Annotated in this window: 25 protein-coding genes; all 25 read left to right on the top strand. The window is 55.0% G+C overall.

The genetic code is table 11. The annotated features are described in order from the left end of the window. The first annotated feature begins 137 nt into the window (after positions 1-137). The 25 genes from CA832_RS12420 (at position 138) to CA832_RS12295 (ending at position 21,561) form a co-directional block, all read left to right on the top strand. Positions 138-641: a DUF6265 family protein gene (locus CA832_RS12420; RefSeq protein ID WP_143542390.1), complete on the top strand. Its 504-nt coding sequence runs from the start codon at positions 138-140 to the stop codon at positions 639-641. 33 nt (positions 642-674) lie between these two features. Continuing rightward, entirely contained in the window at positions 675-1,745 is a 1,071-nt protein-coding gene (locus CA832_RS12415) for a serine hydrolase domain-containing protein (RefSeq protein WP_088341919.1), read from the top strand. A gap of 34 nt (positions 1,746-1,779) precedes the next feature. Next, a complete protein-coding gene (locus CA832_RS12410) occupies positions 1,780-2,700 on the top strand; it encodes an NAD(P)-dependent alcohol dehydrogenase (RefSeq protein WP_088341918.1) in 921 nt (306 codons plus the stop codon). A gap of 122 nt (positions 2,701-2,822) precedes the next feature. Continuing rightward, complete coding sequence (locus tag CA832_RS12405; RefSeq protein WP_088341917.1) at positions 2,823-3,311, top strand: AAA family ATPase; 489 nt, start codon at positions 2,823-2,825, stop codon at positions 3,309-3,311. 114 nt (positions 3,312-3,425) lie between these two features. Continuing rightward, positions 3,426-3,713 (top strand): DUF2492 family protein, encoded by a 288-nt coding sequence (locus CA832_RS12400; RefSeq protein WP_088341916.1) that lies wholly within the window; start codon positions 3,426-3,428, stop codon positions 3,711-3,713. A gap of 44 nt (positions 3,714-3,757) precedes the next feature. Beyond that, positions 3,758-4,675 carry a diacylglycerol/lipid kinase family protein gene (locus CA832_RS12395; RefSeq protein WP_158211928.1) on the top strand — a complete coding sequence of 306 codons (918 nt, stop codon included), beginning with the start codon at positions 3,758-3,760 and terminating at the stop codon, positions 4,673-4,675. Positions 4,676-4,762: 87 nt separating this feature from the next. Further along, positions 4,763-5,548: a DUF6090 family protein gene (locus CA832_RS12390; RefSeq protein WP_088341914.1), complete on the top strand. Its 786-nt coding sequence runs from the start codon at positions 4,763-4,765 to the stop codon at positions 5,546-5,548. Between the two features lie 222 nt (positions 5,549-5,770). Continuing rightward, complete coding sequence (cls, locus tag CA832_RS12385) at positions 5,771-7,213, top strand: cardiolipin synthase (RefSeq protein WP_088341913.1); 1,443 nt, start codon at positions 5,771-5,773, stop codon at positions 7,211-7,213. Between the two features lie 13 nt (positions 7,214-7,226). Beyond that, entirely contained in the window at positions 7,227-7,622 is a 396-nt protein-coding gene (locus CA832_RS12380) for a DUF4345 domain-containing protein (protein WP_088341912.1), read from the top strand. Positions 7,623-7,688: 66 nt separating this feature from the next. After that, positions 7,689-8,798: a DUF6920 family protein gene (locus CA832_RS12375; protein ID WP_088341911.1), complete on the top strand. Its 1,110-nt coding sequence runs from the start codon at positions 7,689-7,691 to the stop codon at positions 8,796-8,798. A 39-nt stretch (positions 8,799-8,837) separates the two neighbouring features. Beyond that, complete coding sequence (locus CA832_RS12370; protein ID WP_088341910.1) at positions 8,838-9,194, top strand: bleomycin resistance protein; 357 nt, start codon at positions 8,838-8,840, stop codon at positions 9,192-9,194. Positions 9,195-9,242: 48 nt separating this feature from the next. Further along, on the top strand, positions 9,243-10,271 hold the full coding sequence (locus CA832_RS15225) for a GNAT family N-acetyltransferase (protein ID WP_233131801.1): 1,029 nt from the start codon (positions 9,243-9,245) through the stop codon (positions 10,269-10,271). A gap of 71 nt (positions 10,272-10,342) precedes the next feature. Beyond that, on the top strand, positions 10,343-11,452 hold the full coding sequence (locus CA832_RS12355) for a serine hydrolase domain-containing protein (protein ID WP_088341909.1): 1,110 nt from the start codon (positions 10,343-10,345) through the stop codon (positions 11,450-11,452). A gap of 91 nt (positions 11,453-11,543) precedes the next feature. Beyond that, positions 11,544-12,395 carry a heparin lyase I family protein gene (locus tag CA832_RS12350; protein WP_088341908.1) on the top strand — a complete coding sequence of 284 codons (852 nt, stop codon included), beginning with the start codon at positions 11,544-11,546 and terminating at the stop codon, positions 12,393-12,395. A 73-nt stretch (positions 12,396-12,468) separates the two neighbouring features. Then, the gene (locus CA832_RS12345) at positions 12,469-12,921 is read left to right on the top strand and encodes a hypothetical protein (protein WP_088341907.1); all 453 of its coding nucleotides are present in this window, start codon (positions 12,469-12,471) and stop codon (positions 12,919-12,921) included. 5 nt (positions 12,922-12,926) lie between these two features. Further along, positions 12,927-13,292 (top strand): DUF2200 domain-containing protein, encoded by a 366-nt coding sequence (locus tag CA832_RS12340; RefSeq protein WP_088341906.1) that lies wholly within the window; start codon positions 12,927-12,929, stop codon positions 13,290-13,292. A gap of 166 nt (positions 13,293-13,458) precedes the next feature. Continuing rightward, the gene (locus CA832_RS12335) at positions 13,459-13,701 is read left to right on the top strand and encodes a hypothetical protein (RefSeq protein ID WP_233131800.1); all 243 of its coding nucleotides are present in this window, start codon (positions 13,459-13,461) and stop codon (positions 13,699-13,701) included. Positions 13,702-13,727: 26 nt separating this feature from the next. After that, positions 13,728-14,180 carry a pyridoxamine 5'-phosphate oxidase family protein gene (locus tag CA832_RS12330; protein WP_088341904.1) on the top strand — a complete coding sequence of 151 codons (453 nt, stop codon included), beginning with the start codon at positions 13,728-13,730 and terminating at the stop codon, positions 14,178-14,180. Positions 14,181-14,406: 226 nt separating this feature from the next. Next, on the top strand, positions 14,407-14,886 hold the full coding sequence (locus tag CA832_RS12325; protein WP_088341903.1) for a (2Fe-2S)-binding protein: 480 nt from the start codon (positions 14,407-14,409) through the stop codon (positions 14,884-14,886). Between the two features lie 2 nt (positions 14,887-14,888). Beyond that, positions 14,889-17,069 carry a xanthine dehydrogenase family protein molybdopterin-binding subunit gene (locus CA832_RS12320; RefSeq protein ID WP_088341902.1) on the top strand — a complete coding sequence of 727 codons (2,181 nt, stop codon included), beginning with the start codon at positions 14,889-14,891 and terminating at the stop codon, positions 17,067-17,069. An 87-nt stretch (positions 17,070-17,156) separates the two neighbouring features. Then, the gene (locus CA832_RS12315) at positions 17,157-18,587 is read left to right on the top strand and encodes a M20 family peptidase (protein WP_088341901.1); all 1,431 of its coding nucleotides are present in this window, start codon (positions 17,157-17,159) and stop codon (positions 18,585-18,587) included. A 10-nt stretch (positions 18,588-18,597) separates the two neighbouring features. Next, on the top strand, positions 18,598-18,927 hold the full coding sequence (locus CA832_RS12310; RefSeq protein ID WP_088341900.1) for a heavy metal-binding domain-containing protein: 330 nt from the start codon (positions 18,598-18,600) through the stop codon (positions 18,925-18,927). 70 nt (positions 18,928-18,997) lie between these two features. Further along, a complete protein-coding gene (locus CA832_RS12305; protein WP_143542389.1) occupies positions 18,998-20,071 on the top strand; it encodes a DUF7486 family protein in 1,074 nt (357 codons plus the stop codon). A gap of 20 nt (positions 20,072-20,091) precedes the next feature. Continuing rightward, positions 20,092-20,721 carry a class I SAM-dependent methyltransferase gene (locus CA832_RS12300; RefSeq protein ID WP_088341898.1) on the top strand — a complete coding sequence of 210 codons (630 nt, stop codon included), beginning with the start codon at positions 20,092-20,094 and terminating at the stop codon, positions 20,719-20,721. Positions 20,722-20,886: 165 nt separating this feature from the next. Beyond that, positions 20,887-21,561, top strand: coding sequence for a DUF6799 domain-containing protein (locus CA832_RS12295; RefSeq protein WP_088341897.1), 675 nt, complete (start codon positions 20,887-20,889; stop codon positions 21,559-21,561). Positions 21,562-21,572 lie beyond the last annotated feature (11 nt).

Here is a 21,572-nt window from a genome sequence, read left to right as displayed (position 1 = left end):
TCGAATTAAGGGGCAGGAACAAGGGTATAGAACTTTATCGTGCTCTCCAAAAGAGACATAACCAGTTACCATTGGAAACAGACCAAATTTGAACCGGAAATATGTACTTGATCTCCATTTACCCTTATACCATAGTCATGAGTAAGATTACCCTATTACCCGTATTATTGATCCTTGCCTGCACCCCAACCCAGAAGCACAACGCAACGCCAGAGAAAACGACGTCAACGGCTGTCTCTGAAACCTACTTCGACTGGCTTGTGGGCCGATGGGAACGGGTGGGCGAAGAACTCGGGAAAGCCACCTATGAATTCTGGGAGAAGGCCGGGGATAGCGAATACACAGGGTTCGGGTTTACCCTGCAAGATCAGGATACCATCTGGCAGGAAAACATGCGTCTGAAACGTACCGGGGCTGCCTGGGCCCTCCATGTCCAAGCCCCGGAAGATCCCGAGCCGGTGGTCTTTTTCATGACCGAATTCGGCCCTACAGGGTTCACTTGCGAAAACCCGGAGCTGGAGTTTCCTAAAAAGATACAATACTGGAAGGAGGAAGCTGGGCTTCATGCTGCAGTATCCAATACGGATATGCAAATTTCTTTCGCGTTCAGGTCTGAGAAAAGCAGGAATACGGAAAACTAAAACAGTAAAACCGGACTACATAAACGCCATCCGATGAGGAGAAGACCCTTAAGCCTACTATGTATTTTATTGCTGGGAAACGTCCTGGCCCAGCAGCCCTTTGACCCGGACCAGGCACTGCAGAGCCTGGCGGGAGAAAAAAAGAACATCGGCATTGCTGCGGCCGTGAGCGTTGACGGGGAGCTGCAATGGGCCGGGGCGGCAGGAGAGCGTTGCATGGAACAAGGGGCGCCTTTTTCAGCTTCTACCCCTACCCGGATTGCCTCTATCGCTAAAAGTTTTACGGCTGTGGCCGTCATGCAACTGGTCGAAAGCGGGCAGGTTGCCCTGGAGGCGCCCATTGAAACCTATTTGCCGGACCTGCCAGAAAATAAAAAGCAACTTACCGTGGCCCAACTCCTGGGGCATACCTCCGGGCTTACCCAGTACAGGGACGAGGCGGAGATTGAGAATACTATCCATTACCGTAGCCTGCAAGAGGCCATGGAAGTATTTATAGACCGGCCCCTGCTGTTTCCCCCGGGCACCCAGTACTTCTATACCACCTATGGCTTTGTGGTCCTGGGCCGGATCCTGGAAACCGTTTCCGGCATGCCCTACGCGGCCTATATGAAGCGCTTTATTTTTGACCCCGCCGGGATGACGGCCACCTATGCGGAAAACTTGGACCAGGTGCAGCCCGACGCTTCCTGTCTGTATCACCACAATGGGCGGCGTGCCAAAGCCGGCAAGCAGAACGACTTGAGCAACCGCACTCCCGGGGGCGGGTTTCGAAGCACTGTGGAAGACGTCCTGAAATTCGGCCATGCCGTGCTTGACGGCACTCTGCTGAAGCCGGAGACCCTGGAGCTGATGATCCGGCCCCAGCCGGTAGCCTACGAAGGGAACAAATACGGACTGGGGTGGTATTTGTACGGCCCACCCCCGAACGAACACCTGGTTATTGGACACAGCGGGGGGCAAACGGGGTGTACCAGCCAGTTGATGCTGGTACCCAAAACCAAAACCGCGGTGGTGGTTCTGTCCAACACTTCCGGGAACTACCCGGAAATTGCAGGTTTTGCCTCCCAGCTCATCGGGTTTTCGGAGGGGGAACGGGAATAATCCAAGGGCTGCCAATGCCCTGAAAACAAGCTCCATGCAAGCAGTGCTCTACCATAGATACGGAGGGCCGGAAGTACTCCGGCTCCAGGAAATTGAGAAGCCCGCGCCCGGGAAAAATGAAATCCTGGTGAAGGTACACGCCGCCACAGTAACTTCGGGGGACGCACGGCTGAGAAGCTCAGATTTCCCGCCGCTTTTCTGGTTGCCGGCCCGGCTGATTTTCGGGTTGTTCGCCCCGAAAAAGAAGATCCTCGGCCATGAGTGGGCGGGAACCATTGAAGCCCTTGGCCCGGATGCCTCCCGGTTTCAGGTGGGCGATGCCGTCTTTGGGACCACAACATTATTGAAAACAGGCTCCTATGCCCAGTATATGTGTATCCCGGAAAACTGGAAAAACGGGGTAGTGGAAAAAATGCCCTCAAACCTGAGTTTTGAGCAGGCAGCAGCCCTCCCGGTTGGGGCCATGACCGCCCTGTTCCTGCTGCGGAAGGCAGAGATCCGGAGCGGGATGGACATTCTGGTTTACGGAGCATCGGGGAGCGTGGGCAGTTACGCGGTTCAGCTTGCACGCGCCCTTGGGGCGGAGGTAACAGGGGTGTGCAGCACCCAAAACCAGGAAATGGTCCGCAGTCTTGGGGCCCATCAAGTAGTGGATTACAAACAGGAAGATTACACCACCCTGGGAAGATCCTTCGACATCGTCTTCGATGCCGTAGGTAAAACCAGCAAGCGGAAGGCCCGGAACGTTTTGAAACCAAAGGGCTGCTTTGTGGGTGTTAACAGCATGACCCAGGAGCAGGCGGCCCATCTGGTTGAGATTCGGGAGATGGCCGAAAAAGACCTGCTCATTCCGTTTATAGACCGGACCTACCCCTTGAGTGAGGTCGTGGAAGCCCACCGCTACGTGGACTCCGGGCGTAAACGGGGCAATGTGGTTCTTACCATCCCGGAGTAGCTGCCGCCTCCTCACCCACCCGGTTATTCCTTCCTGAAAGAGGAGTAGGCATTACCCGGTTCGTAACAAAAAAAGACCTTCTCCTACTGATATGGGGGCAGATTAATCCCAGAACGTAAATTATGATCCACTTGATTGTCGGGAATACCGGCTCCGGAAAAACCACCTATGCCAAACGCCTCAGGGAAGAAACCCAGGGGGTAATCTTCTCCATAGATACCTGGAACAACACCCTTTTTATGCCCGACAAAACCCCGGATGACGGCCTGGATTGGTTTCTGGAACGCATCGAGAGGGCCGAAGCCGTTATTTTGGATTTGGTCCGGCAACTGGAGGCTTCGGGTACCGATTCGATCCTGGACCTGGGCCTGGCCCGGTTCGAGCACCGGGAAAAATTCAGGGCGATTGCCCGGAAAGAAGGCCTGGGGCTTAAAATCCACTTCTTGGATATCCCGAAGGAGGTCCGGCTGAAGCGGGTCATGCAGCGGAATACCGAAAAAGGGGAAACCTATGCCTTTGAGGTATCCCGTGAAAACTTCGACTTTATGGAAACCTGGTTTGAGCCGCCTACTCCTGAAGAGCTGAAACGGGGGGTAACTATCCGGGGTTAAGCTGTCTTCCGGGGCATAAAAAGTGCTCCTGAGGCCGTGGAATTGATTACCTTTAAACATGTCAGGCCTTTTCCGGCCCGAACCCATTGCCTAACCCATTTGATAAGCACCCGCATGCCAAACGTCAAACACATCCACGAGGTAATTTTCCTCATCGAACAGCATAACACCCAATGGACCCCCGAAGAACTAACCCTGGCTATTGGGGAAACCTGGGGGGAAGATGTCCGCTTCGGCTCCTGTTCCGGGACCGCATTTCCCAAGGAAGACGCCCTGGAATTCCTTGTAAACCGCCAGAAAGCCGTCCTTACCGCGGAGGGCAAGGTAGCCCTCCACCCTTCCCTGAAGATTTGCAACGGACATCAGCAGTTCACCGGCGCCGAAGTAGACTCCGGCAACTAAAATAAGATGGAGCGCAGAGGGGTAACCGTGATAAACTCCTTTTGGTGAAGGTCGTTTGTATCATCAACAACAAAAACAACCGCCTCTCGCGGCTGCTTCCCCAACTGGAACGCATGAGCCGGGAACCGGCCCTGGGAAGCGTACACCTGCTGACCACCCTTTGGGCGGGGCACGCGGTGGAACTGGCCCGCCAGGCCACCCAGGACGGGTGCGATTACCTGGTGGCCGTGGGGGGAGACGGGACCCTGCACGAAGTGGTAAACGGGATGATGCAGAGCAACATCCCCACCAATGCCCACCCGGCTTTAGGTCTGCTCCCCTATGGGTCAGCAAATGACTTTGCCCGTACGACCGGGATTACCCCTTCTTTTGAGGCCTTAATCCTGAATATCCGGAACAGGGCCACCCGCCGGCTGGACCTGGGAAAAATTATCCTGGATCCCAGGGGCGAAACCCGATATTTCATCAATATTTCAGGGGTTGGGCTGGGAGCCGAAGTGGTAAAGCGCATGGAAAATGCCTCGGGATTCCTGGATTCGCGCATGGGCTATTTCTGGCATATCCTGAAGGGGTTTTACCGGTACACCAAAAAAGAAGTGCTCCTTACGGAAGGAGACTGGCATTGGAAAGGGCCGTTGATGCAGCTGGCCGTTGCCAACGGAAGGTATTTCGGCAATGCGATTTGCGTGGCACCTGAGGCCATTCCGGACGACGGGAAGCTCCACCTGTCCATTTTCGGGGACCTCAGCCTGAAGGACTATTTGTTGAACCTCCCAAAACTGAAAAAGGGAGTTGCCATCCACCACCCCGAAGTGCACTACCGTGAGGCACGGATGATCCGGCTGGAAAGCGTACACCCCTGCGGCATTGAGGCAGACGGGGAGTACGTGGGCCAGGCCCCGGCTACCTTCAGCATCCTGCCGGGGGCTATTCGGTTTATCGGTTCCCTGGGGAGGGACTGACTACATACCATACCCTCGCATTTTTGGAAAAAGGACTACATTTAGGGAGCGCAGCGCACACGTCAATACCCCACCCGGGCCCAGGCTATGATCCAGTTTTTCAGAACCATCCGAAACCAGCTTCTTTCCCAAAACAATTTCCGCAAATACCTGTTTTACGCCGCAGGGGAAATCGTTTTGGTGGTCATTGGGATCCTGATTGCCCTGCAAATAAATAACCTGAATGAAGCACGGAAGGACCGGGAAAAGGAGCAAGCCATCCTCCGGCAGTTGAGAAGTGAATACCAGAACAACCTGGAGCAGCTTAACCAGAAAATAGAAATGCGCAATGAGGGCCTTATGGCCTGTAATACCCTGCTGGAATTTATAGACGAGCCGGAATCATTGGAAGAAGCTGTTTTTTATTCGGCCATGGCCAACATTAGCCGGGATCCGACCTTCGACCCTATAAAAAATGATATTATCGGCACGGATAAAATACGGCTGATCCAAAACGACACCCTGGTCCGTTACCTTTCCAACTGGTCCTCTGAGGTGTATCAGGTTCAGGAGTTAGAAACCGACTTCAAGAAGTATAGGACTGAAATGATTTTTCCAAGTCATGTTCGGCTCGGTATCGCGCGTAATTTGAATGACAACCTATGGAAAGATGGGTATACCCCGACGGAAGCCCTGGACAGTACCTTCAGTTACAAATTCACCTTAAAGCCCACACGCAAGCCACTGGACCTGATAGCCGTCCTGCAGGATACAGCCCTGGAAGGTATTATCAGCCAGGTAGTTACCTATCACCAGATTACCAATATCCAATCCGAGACCCTCCGCGACCGCATCCGGGAAATGCTTGAGTTACTGGATCGGGAGATAAAGTAACCGAATTACCGATCAACCCAAAATCCTCGGATAGCCCGCCTGGGGCGATAACATGCAAGCCATGGTTAACGCCCAAAACAACCTTCCCGAAGGGCTAAAAAAGAGCTGGGTGGTGGTATCCCACGGCTTATCTGCATTCCTTACCAGAAGATGTGGAAACCTATTTGGCCCGAACCGCTCAAGAAGGTGTATCTTTCTGTGCAAGCCATAAAGACAATTTACATGGAATACCCGCTACTGATCGGCCTGTATTTCCTGGTCGTGCTCCTGGTCTGCATTCGGATTATCCTGCATACCACCACCCCCAGCAAGGGACTGGGCTACCTCCTGCTCATCCTTGGACTGCCGGTAATTGGTATACTGATCTATTTCAGTGTGGGGCTGAATTACCGGAAAAGGAAACTCTACAAGAAGAAGCTGGCAGTCAATAATACGGCCTTCCCCCAACTAAGGGAAAGAAGGTTGGCGCATGCCTCGGCCATCCTGAAGAAAAACAAGGAGGAATTGGGGCATTTCTACCCCCTCGCACACTTTCAGAAACAAAGGGGGATGGTGTCGGAGAACAATGCCGTATCCCTTTGTATCAATGGGGAGTCTAAGTTCCCTATCCTGCTGGAATGCCTGCGGAACGCCAGGCACCACATCCATATGGAATACTATATCTATGAGGATGATGACATCGGCAACCAGATTGCGGATATCCTGATCGCCAAAGCGGGGGAAGGCGTCCAGGTTCGCTTTATTTACGATGATTTCGGCAGCCAGGGGATCCGCGCTACCCTGGCGAAAAGACTGCGCGAAGGAGGGGTGGAGGCCTACCCCTTCCACAAAATCACATTTATCAGGTTTGCAAACCGGATTAACTACCGCAACCACCGGAAAATTGTGGTCATCGATGGGCTTACCGGTTTTATAGGGGGTATTAATGTCAGCGACAAGTACATCAACCAACCCAAAAACGACCTGTATTGGAGGGATACGCACCTGCGTATTACCGGCACCGCCGTCATGAACCTGCAATTCACCTTCCTGACGGACTGGAATTTCTGTGCCGGGCAGGATATTGGGTTCTCCACGGACTACTTCCCCATTGAAAACATAGCGCAAAAGCATGGGGATCAGTTGGTCCAGATAGTGGAAAGCGGCCCGGATTCCGACTACCCGAATATCCTTTATTCCCTGATACAAACCATCCTTTTGGCCAGGGAGGAGGTCCTGATTACCACCCCCTACCTCATCCCGGACAGCTCCTTTCTGAATGCCCTGAAAATTTCCGCCTTAAGCGGAGTTACCATCCATATCCTGGTTCCGGAGGTTTCGGATTCCTTTATCGTGAACAGCACTTCCCGCTCCTTTTACCAGGAGCTCCTGGAAGCAGGCGTGCATATCCATTTATACCGGAAGGGCTTTGTCCATGCCAAGACCCTGGTTTGCGACAAAAAAGTATCGGTGGTAGGCACCGCCAACCTGGACAACAGGAGTTTCGACCTTAACTTTGAAATCAACGCCCTGGTATTTGACACGGGCCTGGCAGGCCTTTTGAGCGACCAGTTTTTCAAGGACCTTGAGGATGCCCGGGAAATATCCGAAGAAGAGTGGAATAAAAGGCCCATGCTGGTCCGGTTCTGGGAAAAACTCCTGCACTTGTTTTCTGCCCTAATGTAGTAAGGCTAACACCATGAAAAACCTCCACCTGGTCCTCTCCTCGGTAATTGTAATCCCCGCCGCCTTGCTCTATGGGGTGGCTCCGGCCGATGCCCTACCCCTGCTTTTCGATTTTCAAGTAGACAGTACGGACCTGAACAACGTCTTCCGCGCCATTATGGGGCTCTACCTGGGTAGCGCAGCCCTGTGGATCCTGGGTATCTTTAAGTCGGGGTACTGGAAAGCGGCTACGCTGCTGAATATCGTTTTCATGCTCGGGTTGGCTGCAGGACGGCTGCTGAGTATTGCCCTGGACGGGATTCCCTCCCCAGCCTACGCCTTCGGGTGGGTAGGAGAGCTGGTACTGGGGGGGTTCGCCCTATACCAGCTGCGGAAACATCCAGGGGCACAGCCGGGAAAACCCGGGTAAACCAACCCAGAAATTTTCTACCTTAGTTCAGGTAGCCTACTGGCTTTTTTCCAATACCCTGATGGAATGCGGTTTGCCTTTACATTGCTGGTTGCCCTGCATGGCCTTATCCACCTAATGGGCTTTGCCAAAGCCTTTGGGCTGGCGGAACTAGAAGGCCTGGGCCAGCCCGTAAGCCGGACCGCAGGGGTGTTTTGGTTGTTGGCTTTTGTCCTTTTCTCCCTGACAGCTGTATTGCATTACCTTGAGGTTCCCTCCTGGTACCTGGCGGCCCTGGCCGGATTGGTGATCTCCCAGGCAGTAATCGCAATGGCCTGGACGGATGCCCGTTTTGGTACCATAGCCAATGTCCTTATCCTAGTGGGGGTTGTCCTGGGCCACGCAAAGGCATCCTTCCAGCAGCAGGTACAGCAGGAGCGGGCTGAGTTGCTATCCCAGGCCTCGACGCCTTCACCGCAGCGGATAACAGAAACGGACCTACAGGGCCTCCCTCCGGTTGTACATCAATGGTTGTCCCGCAGCGGGGTGGTAGGGAAACCTGCCGTATCTACCGTCTGGCTCCGGCAGGAACTGCAACTCAAACTGAAACCAGGGCAGGATTCCTGGAACCCCGGGAGGGCCGAACAGGTTTTTACCGTTGATCCCCCCGGTTTTGTTTGGAGTATCCAAACGGAGATGAATGCGTTTTTACCGGTAACCGGCCGTGACCGGTTTACCGGGGGGAAAGGGGAAATGCACATTGCCCTTGGGTCGTTAATCCCCGTGGCCAGAGCAACCGCCGACCCCAAGGTAGACCAGGCCACCCTGCAGCGCTACCTGGCTGAGATGGTCTGGTTCCCGTCGGCGGCCCTGAGCCCCTATATCACCTGGGAACCAAAGGGGGAAAACGCTGCCATGGCTACCCTCTCCTACAAAGGTGTTTCCGGGTCCGGCACTTTTTATTTTGACCATCAGGGCAGCTTTGAAACGTTCACAGCCCTGCGCTACCGGGATGCCAGCGTTTCCCAGCCTACACCGTGGACCGTCCTGGCGAAGGAAACCCAGGTACGCAACGGGGTGGAAATACCGGTGCGGTGTGAGGTGCAATGGAAAACCGAAACTGGGGACTGGACCTGGTTGCAGCTCCATATAGAAGAAATCGAGTACAACAGCCCTGGCCTTTCGAAACCCGACTGACCGGCACCTTCCACTCTTTGAACCAACACTAAAGCCGATATGCTCACTGCCATCCACCCGAAGCTGCCTATGCGCAGCAAAGCCGTAACCCGCGCCTTCTACACCAAAACCCTGGGTTTTCAGGAGTACGGTAATGCCGACTATCCAGGATACCTGATGGTGGCGCGCGACCAGGTTCAGATCCACTTCTTTGAATTCCCCGGCCTGAACCCGGCCGAAAACTACGGCCAGGTGTACATCCGTGTGGCGCAAATAGACGCCTTTTATCGCGCTCTGTTGGATGGGGAGGTTCCCATCCACCCCAACGGCCAGCTGGAAACCAAGCCCTGGGGGCAGCGGGAATTCTCCCTGCTGGACCCGGATAACAATTTGCTTACCTTCGGGCAACAGGTGTAACCCTCTCCAAAGCACCCATTTGGGCGCTGCGGGAAACCCCGGCAAGCCATGCAACACAACCCTCCCGGCATCCTTGAAACCCAGCGGCTTTGGCTCAGGCCCACTAACGCGGAAGACGCTGCGTTTTTCCACCTCCTGGCCAACACCCCGAAATGGCTTCAGTATATTGGAGACCGGGGAATCGGGTCCGAGGCCGACGCCAGGGCATATATCCTAAAAAACACCATGTCCCAGCAGGAACGCCTGGGCTTTGGCAATTTCACCCTCATCCGGAAGGAAGACCAGGCGAAAATAGGAACCTGCGGCCTATATGACCGGGAGGGGTTGGAAGGTATCGACCTGGGGTTTGCCCTCCTGCCGGCCTACGAGGGCAAGGGTTATGGCTTTGAAGCGGCAAGCGGGGTTATCGAGGCGGCATTCCACACCTTTGGCCTTGAAACCCTAAAGGCGATAACAAGGCCGGACAACCAGGCCTCCCGGGGACTCCTCGCAAAACTGGGTTTTCGGCCTTCCGGGTCCATCAGGCTTGGAGATCCTCCTGAAGAACTCCTGCTGATGATTCTGGAGCACCCAAAAACCACTACTCCCAGACGGGCCTCAAATTCACTTAAGGGTCCTTCGGCCATAAACATCCGAATCCGGGAGGCTACGACTTCGGATATCCCCCGCATGCAGCAAATCCGAAGGGGGGTCCGGGAAAACATCCTGCTACACCCCGAGAAGGTTACCGATGCCATTTGCCTGGACTATATCACCCGGCGCGGCCGAGGTTGGGTAGCCGAAACCCCGGAAGGCGTGGTCGGGTTTGCCATAGCCGACCTGGCGGATAACAACATCTGGGCGCTTTTCCTGCTGCCAGAGGCGGAGGGTCGGGGCATCGGACGCAGGCTCCACCGGGTTATGATGGATTGGTACTTTGGGCAGGGCAAGGAAAAGGCCTGGCTTTCTACCGGGCCGGGGACCCGTGCGGAGGGGTTTTACCGCAACCTAGGGTGGTTGGAAACCAGCCGTTTCCCGGATGGGGAAATCCAGTTTGAAATGACTTCCCAAACCTGGAGAGGCGGCCAAAGTCTGTAATTTTTCGCATGGCTTGTGCCTGTAAACCCCTTGGAATATTACCTTTAATGGTCTAAAGAACGCGTATTACAATGAAAAACTACTGGCTGGTTCTCCTGGGTTGCATTTTTTGCGCTTGTTCCAGGGGTCAAACCGTACCGGCTGCCAATGGACTTACTCCCCTTCCTAATGGCGTTTCCGAAGAGCATGCGGCATTGGTCTACCAGCATGCGAAAACCTTCCCCGAAAAAACACAACTCTCCGTGGCCCTGCTTTATCCGGACCAGACGTATTTTTTGGGCATACTCCGGGAAAACGATACCCTGCGGTTTGCAGCAAACGAATCCCGCGTTTTTGAGGTCGGCTCCATCAGCAAGGTCTTTACGGCAACTCTGCTGGCCCATCAGGTCATTCAGGGGCGCGTTTCCCTAACCGAACCCATTGGCCACTATGTGGAGAAAGAACTGAACGAAGCGCGTGAAATTACCTTCTTGCAACTGGCCAACCACACCTCCGGGTTACCGCGGCTTCCGACAAACCTCAATCCTTTTACCTTCAACCCGGAAAACCCATACCGGGATTACGACGGCGCCAAACTGGAGGAATATCTTACCGGTGGTATGGAGGCGGAAAACCAGCCCGGGAGTACCTATGGGTATTCCAACCTGGGTGCAGGCCTGCTGGGTTATCTGCTGGAAAGGATTTCCGGGGCTTCATATGAAGAACAGCTACAGCAACAGGTGTTCCTCCCCCAGGACATGACGCACTCCACCACGGATTTAGCCAAGGTGGATTCCCATCTGATTCCCGGGTTAAATGCAGTGGGAGAACCCACCCCCCATTGGGAATTCGATGCCCTGGCCGGGGCAGGGGCCATCCTCTCCTCTGCTAATGACCTCTCTATTTTTGCTCGGGCACATTTCGACCTGGAAAATCCGGTTTTAGCCCTCACGCGGGAGGCGACGTTCAACATTAGGGACAATATGCGAATTGGTCTGGGCTGGCACCTGCCCAGGACCAAGAGCGGGCAGGAGGTCCTCTGGCATAACGGGGGCACTGCAGGATACACGGCATCGATGGCCCTGGAACCCAACAAGAAGTTCGGGGTCGTTATCCTTTCCAATGTATCGGCGTTTCATCAGGACAAAGGAAAGATCGATGACCTTTGTTTTGAACTTATGGACCTGCTGTTAGCCCTGTAAGGAAGAACGTAGGGCATTGCCCTTAGGGTAGGCTGTCCGGTAAAATAGGGATAGCGCGCAAGAAGTTTTCGTTTTTTGCGTTTTCCATACTATGAAAGCCTATTACTTCCTTACCATCAGCCTTTTATGTGTTTTTTGCCTGGGCTGCGATAAAAATGACCCGGAGGAAAACCCGGCCCCGGAACAATCGTATCGTTTTGAAGACGGCTTCGAAACGACCAATAACTCCCTTAACGCCCTTTTCCCGACGGATGGCAGCCGGTGGTCCACCATCCAGCAAACCGATCCTTCAGGGGCTGAAAATGCGATTTCTGTGGTAACCAACCCGGTTTCGGAAGGGGGAAATGCCTTGCGGATACTGGCTTATGGTTCCGATTCCCAACTCTCAAAAATCGACATCGAAAAGAACGGCCTGCAAATCCCGGAAGGGAGCACTGTACGCATCTCGGCCGATTTCTACATCGATACCACCGAGCCTCTGGCAGACCTGCTGCTTCTGGACCTGGAGTGCTGCAATTGCTGGGACCCCGCCGTAGGCGATAACTACGGTTCCGAAAACCAATGCCCGGGGGTACGTCTGATGATGTCCGGGGGTAACGATTATTTGTCTATTGAACGGGGCAAAATCTCCGGTTCCACCCTGCAGCAGACCCGGTATGCGTTTCCGAGGCAGCAATGGGTTCGGGTGGAATGGACCATGACCCTCTCGGCCACCGATTCCGGCCGTAACCTTTTGGTCATAGACGGGCAGCAGGTCCTGGACCAGCCGGCCATGAACTTCCCGAATCCCGGGGTTTTCAGAGACGTCTTTGCCCAAGAGGGGATCGACTTTACACTCCAGCAACCCACCTATTACGAACGGGTACAGATCGGGGCAACCGCCAACCCCACCCCCCGTACCATCCCCATGTATGTAGACAACTTCTCCCTGCAGGTAGACTAAGGCCTGTACATCCGGTTCCCTGCAATGGCTTGTAATAATTGGCTATCTTACTGGAGAAAGACACTGAAAAACAATGATGCGTCTGCTTTGGGTTCTTATTCTGGGGGCTTCCGTGCCGCTTTGCGGCCAATCGCTTTCAGGCACGTACACCGGGGCCAAGGATACCCTGGTATTCATGCGGGATTCGGTATGTCTGCGGACCCTCAGTAATGGTGGCGTCTCCGTGGATGTCGCCGGGATGGGCGCCTACGCGATTGACGGAAACTATCTCGTGATACGGACCGGAAGCGGGCAACTTCCCTGCCATTTCCCGCCAACAGCCTCCCTCTTGTATGATGAAACCCTGGTTTACCTTATCGACTCGCCTTCCGGATCCCACCTGGAGCTGGTCCTGCTCGGATGGGTTGAAAACAGTAGCTACAGGGGGAAACGCACCATAAGGCGCCTGATGCGGGACCACAGGAAATACCGGTACGAAACGCGGGTACTGATCCGGAGTAACACAAAACCCAACCCAAAAACCTGAAACTCATGAAAGACACCAGCCACCACGACGAGCGGATTGCAAACATGTCCTTCGCGTCTGTATATCCCCATTACGTAGCCAAGGTTGAAAAGAAAGGACGTACCCTGGAGGAATTACACCAGGTTATTGAATGGCTTACAGGCTATGACACCAAAAAGGTACAGGAATTGATAGCACAAAAGGCCACCTTTGCCGAATTCTTTGGAGGGGCAGAACTAAACCCGAACGCACACCTGATTAAAGGCGTTATCTGCGGATACCGGGTTGAGGAAATCCAGAATCCCGTAACCCAACAGGTGCGCTACCTGGACAAGTTGGTGGACGAATTGGCCAAGGGTCGTAAAATGGAGAAAATACTACGGGAGCCCTGACCGGAAGTTCCATACCTCCCAACAAGCTATTTAAACTCCCCTATCCGTACGCAGGAATTCACAGCCCTCCTTGGTCCTTTGCAAAATATTTATTTACTTTGTATTTCAAAGTTCTTTTAAAATGGCTGTTTCAACAACCTTAAAGTGGGCCTTAATACTTCCCATAATGATCCTCTTGCTACCTCTTGGTGCCATGCTGTTTACCCACCAGGTAAACTGGGGGCCGGCAGACTTCCTCGTGGCTGCTATCCTGCTGTATGGGGCTAGTCTTTCCATCTACGTCGTAAGGACCAAAATCCAATCTCCCGGAATTCGCACGGGAATGATGGTGCTAATTCTTCTGACTGTGTTACTTTTATGGCTCGAATTGGCTGTAGGCCTTTTTGGTTCCCCCCTCGCCGGCAGCTAGCCCAACCCGGACCTAAAGGCAATGCTATGGAACTCACCCAAACCCACAAGGCATACATAGACAAATGTGTCTTATGCTGGCTGGCTACAGCCTCCAAAACCGGGGAGCCCAATGTTTCCCCGAAAGAGATTTTCACCCATTTCGGGCCAGACGCCATTATCATTGCCAACATTGCATCGCCCCAAACGGTTCGCAATATCCGGGACAACCCTCAGGCCTGCGCCAGTTTTATCGACATCCTTATCCAGAAAGGATTTCAGATGAAAGGGAAGGCAGAAATTATCGGGAAAGACCATCCGGATTTCGCCAAAATGCACGAAGCCCTATCCGGATTGGCCTCAGACCAGTTCCCTTTTGGCACCGTTACCCGCCTTACCGTAGAGAAGATTAAGCCTATAGTAGCCCCCAGATATGTACTCTACCCCGATACTACAGAGGAAGCACAAGTGGAGCGGGCGCGCAGGACCTATGGCCTGTAAAAGGTCTGCTTGGGCTGGAGTTGTCCCCGAAGGAGGGGCTGTATGTTTGGTGTTGCTGGAAGGGGTATAAGGTTGTGATGTGGCAGGCCCCCTCCCCCCACCCATCAAACTAAACCCAACCCCTGCAACATCCCATCACCCCGAAACATTTCCCGATGGAAAACCCATCCGGAACCACATCAGAATCCAGCATTTTCAGTATCTTTTATGGGCTAAAGCATTACGCATGGCTCAATTTGAATTACTCATAAACGGCACCCGGCACCAGGTGGAGGCAGACCCCGGGGCATCGCTCCTGTGGATCCTCCGCGAAGACCTGGGGCTCACCGGTACGAAATACGGCTGCGGCATTGCCCAATGCGGCACCTGCACCATCCATGTAGACGGCAACCCCATGCGGGCCTGTGCCCTGCGGGTGGAAAACGTCTCCGGCGGGCAGCAGATTACCACTATAGAAGGGCTTTCCGAGGGCGGTAACCACCCGCTGCAGGAAGCCTGGATAGCCGCACAGGTCCCCCAATGCGGGTATTGCCAGCCCGGGCAGATCATGCAGGCCGCAGCCCTACTGCGCCAAAACCCCACTGCAGACCGGGAAACCATCCGCAATTATATGAGTGGGGTGCTTTGCCGGTGCGGTACCTATATGCGTATCCTGGAAGCCATCGAAAGGGCCGGGAAGGCCATGACTGAATCCAAAACCGCCTGATCATGCCGCATCCCAACACCAACACCAGCACCAGCCGCCGGCAATTCCTGAAAACCACTGGGGGAACAGCCCTTTTCATTGGCACATCCGGCCTGCTTCCCACCTTAATTTCCTGTTCCGACAAGGACCGGATAACCAAAACCCTCGCCCAACATGAACTCACTGCCTGGGTCCGTCTGGCCGAGGACGGTTCCCTGACCATCTTCAACCCCGCAGCGGAAATGGGCCAGGGTTCTATGACCTCGCTTCCCTTACTCTTTGCCGAAGAGATGGATGCCGACTGGAACCAGGTGCAAGTGGCCTTCTCCCCCCAGGTCACCGAAATCTATGGCTCCCCCGGATGGGCTCCGGGCACCAAACTGATGTTCACGGTAGGGAGCCGGACCACCAACAGCTATTATAACGTGATGCGGAATGCCGGGGCACAGGCGCGGTACGTCCTGATGTATTCGGCAGCCCAGCACTGGCAGGTACCTTTAGACGAATTAGAGACCGAGCCGCACCGCGTACTCCACCGGCCTTCCGGCAAGGCCCTTTCTTTCGGCGAACTGGCATCCCTGCTCCAAATGCCGGAAACGCTGCCGGAATTCGGCCCTGACCAGCTCAAGGACCCCACGGAATTCCGATGGGTGGGAAAGGAAATTGCACGCACCGAAATCCCAGCCAAGGTAGACGGGTCCGCCCGGTTTGCCTGCGATATACGCCTCCCGGAAATGATATATGGGGTCCTGGAGCGAGGCAACCTCCACGGGTCACGCCCCACCCTGCGCAATGAATCGGATATCCTCGCGATGAAAGGGGTCCTGAAGATCGTCCCGTTCGAGTACGCCATTGGGGTGGTCGCCGAAACTCTGGAAGCAGCCCTGACTGCCAAAAATCGCCTGGAAATTTCCTGGAGCGAAGCCCCGGCCACAGGGTTCAACTCCCAGGAAATTTTTTCCTCTTATGCGAACCGGGCCCGTTCCGGGGAAGCCGGGGAAACGGTGCACGAATCGGGGGACGTGTCTGCAGCCCTGGCCTCAGCGGTAAAAGTCTATTCCGGGGAGTTCCGAAACGACTATGTCTACCACGCACAGATGGAACCCCTTAATGCCGTAGCCCGCATCTCGGAGGATGGGCAAAAGGCAGAGGTCTGGGTAGGCTCCCAACAAGGGCCCGACTCCAAACTGGGCGTACCAGGCCTGTTGGGCATCCCACCGGAAAATGTAGACATCCACCTGCAATACCTCGGTGGGGGCTTCGGGCGCCGCAGCATGAACGATTTTGTGACTGAATGCGTCCTGTTAGCCAAGGAAATGGCCCCCCGCCCGGTAAAACTGCTATGGACCCGGGAAGACGATGTGCGCTATGGCGCGTATCGCCCGTTAAGCCTGCAGCACCTTAAAGCAGGGGTGGACGGCAAGGGCCGCGTTACCGCCCTGTATCACTGCGTGGTGGGTGACGGGGGCAACCTGGTGGCCAGCGGTTCACGAAATGACCACTACGATATCCCTAACCAATGCGCGGAATGGAGGGAGACCTCCCATGGCGTTCGCCTGAAACACTGGCGTTCGGTTGGGCACGGCCCCAATAAATACGCCATTGAATGCCTCCTGGACGAGGTGGCAGCCGGGGAGGGAATGGACCCTGTGGCGCTGCGCCGCAACCTGATGGCCCGCTCGCCCAGGGCCCTTGCTACGCTAAACCGGGCTGCAGAGATGGCGGGGTGGGACACCCCCGCACCTGAAGGCAGGGCACGGGGGGTCGCCTTTGTGGAACACGGTTCGCTGGGTACCGGGATTTGCGAGATTTCTGTAAACCGCTCCAGCGGGGACATCCGGGTACACCGGTTCTGGTGTGCTCTCGATGCCGGGGTTGCCGTGCACCCGGACAATATCCGGGCCCAGATGGAAGGGGGCCTGATCATGGGCATGAGCAGTGTGCTTAAAGAGCGGATTACCATTGTGGATGGCCATGTACAACAATCCAATTATAGCGATTACCCCCTATTGCGGATGAACGAGGCCCCTGAAAGCATTGAAGTGGACATCCTGCCATCCTCGGATCACCCGGAAGGGGTTGGGGAGACAGCAACCCCCATGGTGGCTTGTGCCATAGCCAATGCTTTTTTCCGTCTCACCGGCAAAAGGCTCCGCCACCTTCCTTTTACCCCGGAGCGGGTCAGGGAGGCGCTTGCAAGCTAGCATTTCCGCTATCTTCCGGCTTGGCATTACGCCCAAAATACAGTAGCTTTAATACCCCAACAGGGTTTCCTGTTTTAACCAACCGCAATGAAAAAAATCCTTTACCTCCTGCTGGGGCTGGCCCTGGTGGTAGCAGCCATTCTGGTCTTCAATACTGTAATGCTCCAATCGAAACAGGTTGCCCCCCAGGCCCTGGAACTCCCGGGGGTCCCGGAGGCGGCATATGAAAGATTGGCAGGGGCCGTGCGCTTCCCTACCGTGTCTTACAGCGAGGATGCCGAACCGGACTCAGCAGCCTTCCGGGGTTTCCACACCTACCTGAGAGAGGAATTCCCCCTGGTCCACCAACGCCTGCAACTGGATACGATCAACCAATACAGCCTCCTGTATACCTGGAAAGGGACCGATGCTTCGGCACAGCCTGTTATCCTGATGTCCCACCAGGATGTTGTGCCGGTAGATGAGCCCACCCTGGGTGACTGGGAAGCCGGACCCTTTGAGGGCCGTATAACCGACAGCCACATTATTGGCCGTGGGACCATGGACGACAAGGGCTCCCTGATGGCCATCCTGGAAAGCGTAGAAATGCTACTGGCCGAGGGCTTTATCCCGAAACGGACCTTTTACCTCGCTTTTGGCCACGACGAGGAGGTTGGCGGCTCCAATGGGGCCGCCAAAATCGCAGCCCACCTCGAAAGCCTGGGGATAAAGGCCGCTATGACACTGGATGAAGGCGGCTTTTTAGCCGAAGGGATGATCCCCGGGGTGGACGCTCCCGTAGCTATGGTCAACCTGGCAGAAAAGGGCTTTGCCTCCTTCCGGCTTATTGTGGAAACCAGTGGCGGGCACAGTTCCCAGCCCCCACGGGAAAATACCATCGGCATCCTGGCCCAGGCCATCGTGGACCTGGAAAACAACCAAAGACCCTACAACCTAGTAGACCCAATCACCTACCAGTTTGAATACTTGGGGCCGGAGCTGCCGTTCCTCCAGCGCATGGCTTTCGCCAACCCCTGGCTCCTGAAAAAACCCATCCTTAAAGCCCTGAATGCCCACACCACAACAGCCCCCACCATCATCGGGGGCGGGGTCAAAAACAATGTGATCCCAACCGTGGCTGAGGCAACCATCAACTTCCGGATCCTGCCCGGGGAAACCATTGAATCCGTAAAGGCCCATATACAGGAAAGCATTAGCGATAAAGTGCGAGTAGAACCCGTAGGCTTTCTGACCAACCCCTCCCCCGTATCGGAAATCGATTCCGAGGCCTACCGGATCCTGGAACAAACCATCCGTTCGGCCTTCCCGGATGCCATTGTCGTTCCCGGCCTGGTAGGAGGTGGGACGGATGCCCGGTATTTCTATGGCATTTCGCAAGATGTATATCGCTTCTACCCCATCCGCATTGGCCCGGACAGCATGACCCGTTTCCACGGGATAGACGAGAAGATCTCCAAGGAAAACTACGCCGAGATGATCGGCTTTACCCATGCACTGATCCGGGCCCTTAACCCCTGAAAAACCCTTTATGATTGTAACCACTACCCCAACTGTTGAAAACCAGAAGATCCGGGAATACCACGGCATCGTTACCGGGGAAACCATCATTGGCGCCAATATCTTTAAGGATATTTTTGCCGGCATCCGGGATATTGTGGGTGGGCGTTCGGGCTCGTATGAACGGGTGCTGAACGAAGCCCGCCAGAGCGCCATCTCGGAGATGACCGACAAGGCCCGGAAACTCGGGGCAGATGCCGTTGTGGGCATAGACCTGGATTACGAGACCCTCGGTGCAAACGGGGGCATGATCATGGTTACGGCAAGCGGCACCGCCGTGAGCCTTTCCGAAGGAGTATAAAACCCCTTCCCGCCGTAGTATCCGAACCCAACAACCCACCAATATGAAACCGCTTAAAACCAAACACCGAATGGCATCGACCCTGGCCAAGGGTTTTATGCTGACCCTCACGATCTTGCTCGCCAGTTGCGGGGAAACCCAAACCGAGCCTGTACAGACGCCTGAAACTCCGGATGTACCTGAAGTCCGGACCGCTGTATGGCATATCAAGGCCGTACATCCCGAAGGCCGTTTCCTCGATGTGAAAGCCCTGGACAGTGAAGGGAACATCTTCGATGTAAAGGCCCTCCAGGGGGATGGGCAGCGGCAGGTCATGGATGTGAAAGCCCTAATGGGCAGTCTGAAAGTCCCTGTAAAAATCCTGGTAAGCGAGGATGCCCTGGCCCCGGTAAAGGCTATTGGAGCGGATGGGACTATTTTCAACATCAAAGCCCTTGACCAGGGAGAAGTACTGGACGTTAAGGGGGTTAGGTCCTCCGGAAACATCATCCACATCAAAGCTATTGCCCAGGACGGGGCGCAGTACGGGGTAAAGGCCATTTCTCCTGAAGGCCAGCTCAACGACGTAAAGGGAGTAAAGATGGTCACCGGGCAGGAAGAAGGAATCATCAACGGGGTGGCCATCCACGCCCATATCAAAGCCCTGCCTCAGGCAGAAGGCCCCGGCGAGTCGCCCATCTGGCATGTCAAGGGGATCCACCCGGAGGGCAGGACCCTGGATATCAAAGCGCTGGACCAAGACGGCAACCGCTACGATGTTAAAGCCATCCAGGATGGCGGGCAGAGGCAAATCATGGATGTTAAAGCCTTAATGGACGGGATGAAGTTACCCGTCAAGATCCTGGTGGGTGGGGGTCCCTATGCCCCGGTGAAAGCCATTGGTGCGGATGGGACAATTTACGACATCAAAGCCCTAACTCCGGAAGGGGAGCGCCTGGATGTAAAAGGAGTTCGGTTAGCCGGTAATATTTTAGATATCAAGGTCGTTGCTCCCGATGGCGCGTTTTACGGGGTAAAGGCCCTGTCCCCCGAAGGATTGCTCAATGACGTAAAAGGCGTCAAAATGGAATCCGGCAAATCCGAAGGGGTGGTAAACGGGGTGGAAATCCAGGCCCATGTCAAGGCCGTGCCCCAGATAGAGTAACAGGACGCGCTTCACGGGCCATGGACAAACAGCAGCACTGGGAAAACGTATACCAAACCAAGGACACCAAGACGGTAAGCTGGTACCAGCCTACCCCGGAGACTTCCCTTTCCCTGATCGAACCCCTGGGCCTGGCGCCCGATGCGGCCCTTATCGATGTGGGAGGTGGAGACAGCCGGCTGGTGGACCAGCTTCTGGCCCGGAGGTACCGGAACCTGACCGTGCTCGATATCTCACAAACCGCCCTTTCAAAAGCCGCCTCCCGCCTTGGGGAAGCGGCTTCAGAGGTGGACTGGATTTGTGCCGATGCCGCCCATTGGCAGCCTGTGAGGATGTACGACCTGTGGCACGACCGGGCTGCCTTCCATTTCCTGACAGACCCGCAGGAGGCACGCAGTTATGTGGCGATTGCCGCCGCCCATATCCGCCCGGGTGGCTATCTGGTGATCGGGACCTTCTCCCATGAAGGCCCGCAGAAATGCAGCGGGCTTCCCGTGCAGCGCTACAGCGCTGAGGCCCTGCAAGAGATATGGGAGGACACCTTCGAGACCGTGAGGTGCTTTTACCCGGAACACAAGACCCCTTCAGGGGCGGTGCAACACTTCCTGTTTTGCACCTTTCGCCGGAAACCTGAAGCGCTGACGCCCTGAGAATTACCCGGACCCCCATGGAATCCGCGGATTACTCTCGCGATAACTATGTAATCATAGTTACACTTAAAGACTTAGTTAAAAGGCAGTTGGAATGATGTAGGTCATTGATACTCCTATATACCCTACGTACTTTCATCACCATAAACTTTAAATCTTACGGTGATGAAAAAGAAAACCATTGGCCTTATGTTGCTCGCCATGGCTGCAGCAACACTGAATGCCCAGGACCGCGATCGCGACCGGATCCAGGATCAGGACAGAACGAAACTAGTCGCCGTCGATGGTGAAATGCTCCAACTCAGAGACCGGGCAGAAATCCATCTCAGGGAACAACAAACCCTCTCCGACGGAACCGTGCTTTACCCGAACGGGAATTATGAAGCCCCGGACGGTAAACGCTACCGCCTCAGGGATGGCGAATGCCTGGACGGTGACGGTGTCATGTACCGCAACGAGTACCAGTACCGCAACAAGGTCCAGAAAGAAAATGCCGGGCTGAATGCCGAACAGGTACGGATGCGCAACCAAAACCGGGTGCACTACACCTTCATGGACGGTAATGTCTACCAAATCCGAAACCAGGAACAGGTCAGGCTTGAAACCGCCACACGCCTGGAAAACGGAACAACCGTGTTTCCGGATGGCACCTACCAGATGCGCACCCAGGACCGGGTAAGGCTCCAGGACGGAGAGTGCCTGGGCGTTGACGGGGAACTGTTCCGGAACATGTACCAGATGCGCAAGCAGCTGATACAACGCAAGCAAATCCAGGCTAAGAAGATGCTGAAAAAGCCTACAGCCCCTCCTATGGCAGCGGCTAAGAAGAAATCTACCTAAACCCATGGCAT

This window comes from Robiginitalea sediminis (assembly GCF_002198115.1).
Classification (GTDB): domain Bacteria; phylum Bacteroidota; class Bacteroidia; order Flavobacteriales; family Flavobacteriaceae; genus Robiginitalea; species Robiginitalea sediminis.
The sequence above is the reverse complement of the archived record's forward strand: the minus strand, read 5'-3'. Positions and strand labels throughout refer to the sequence as shown.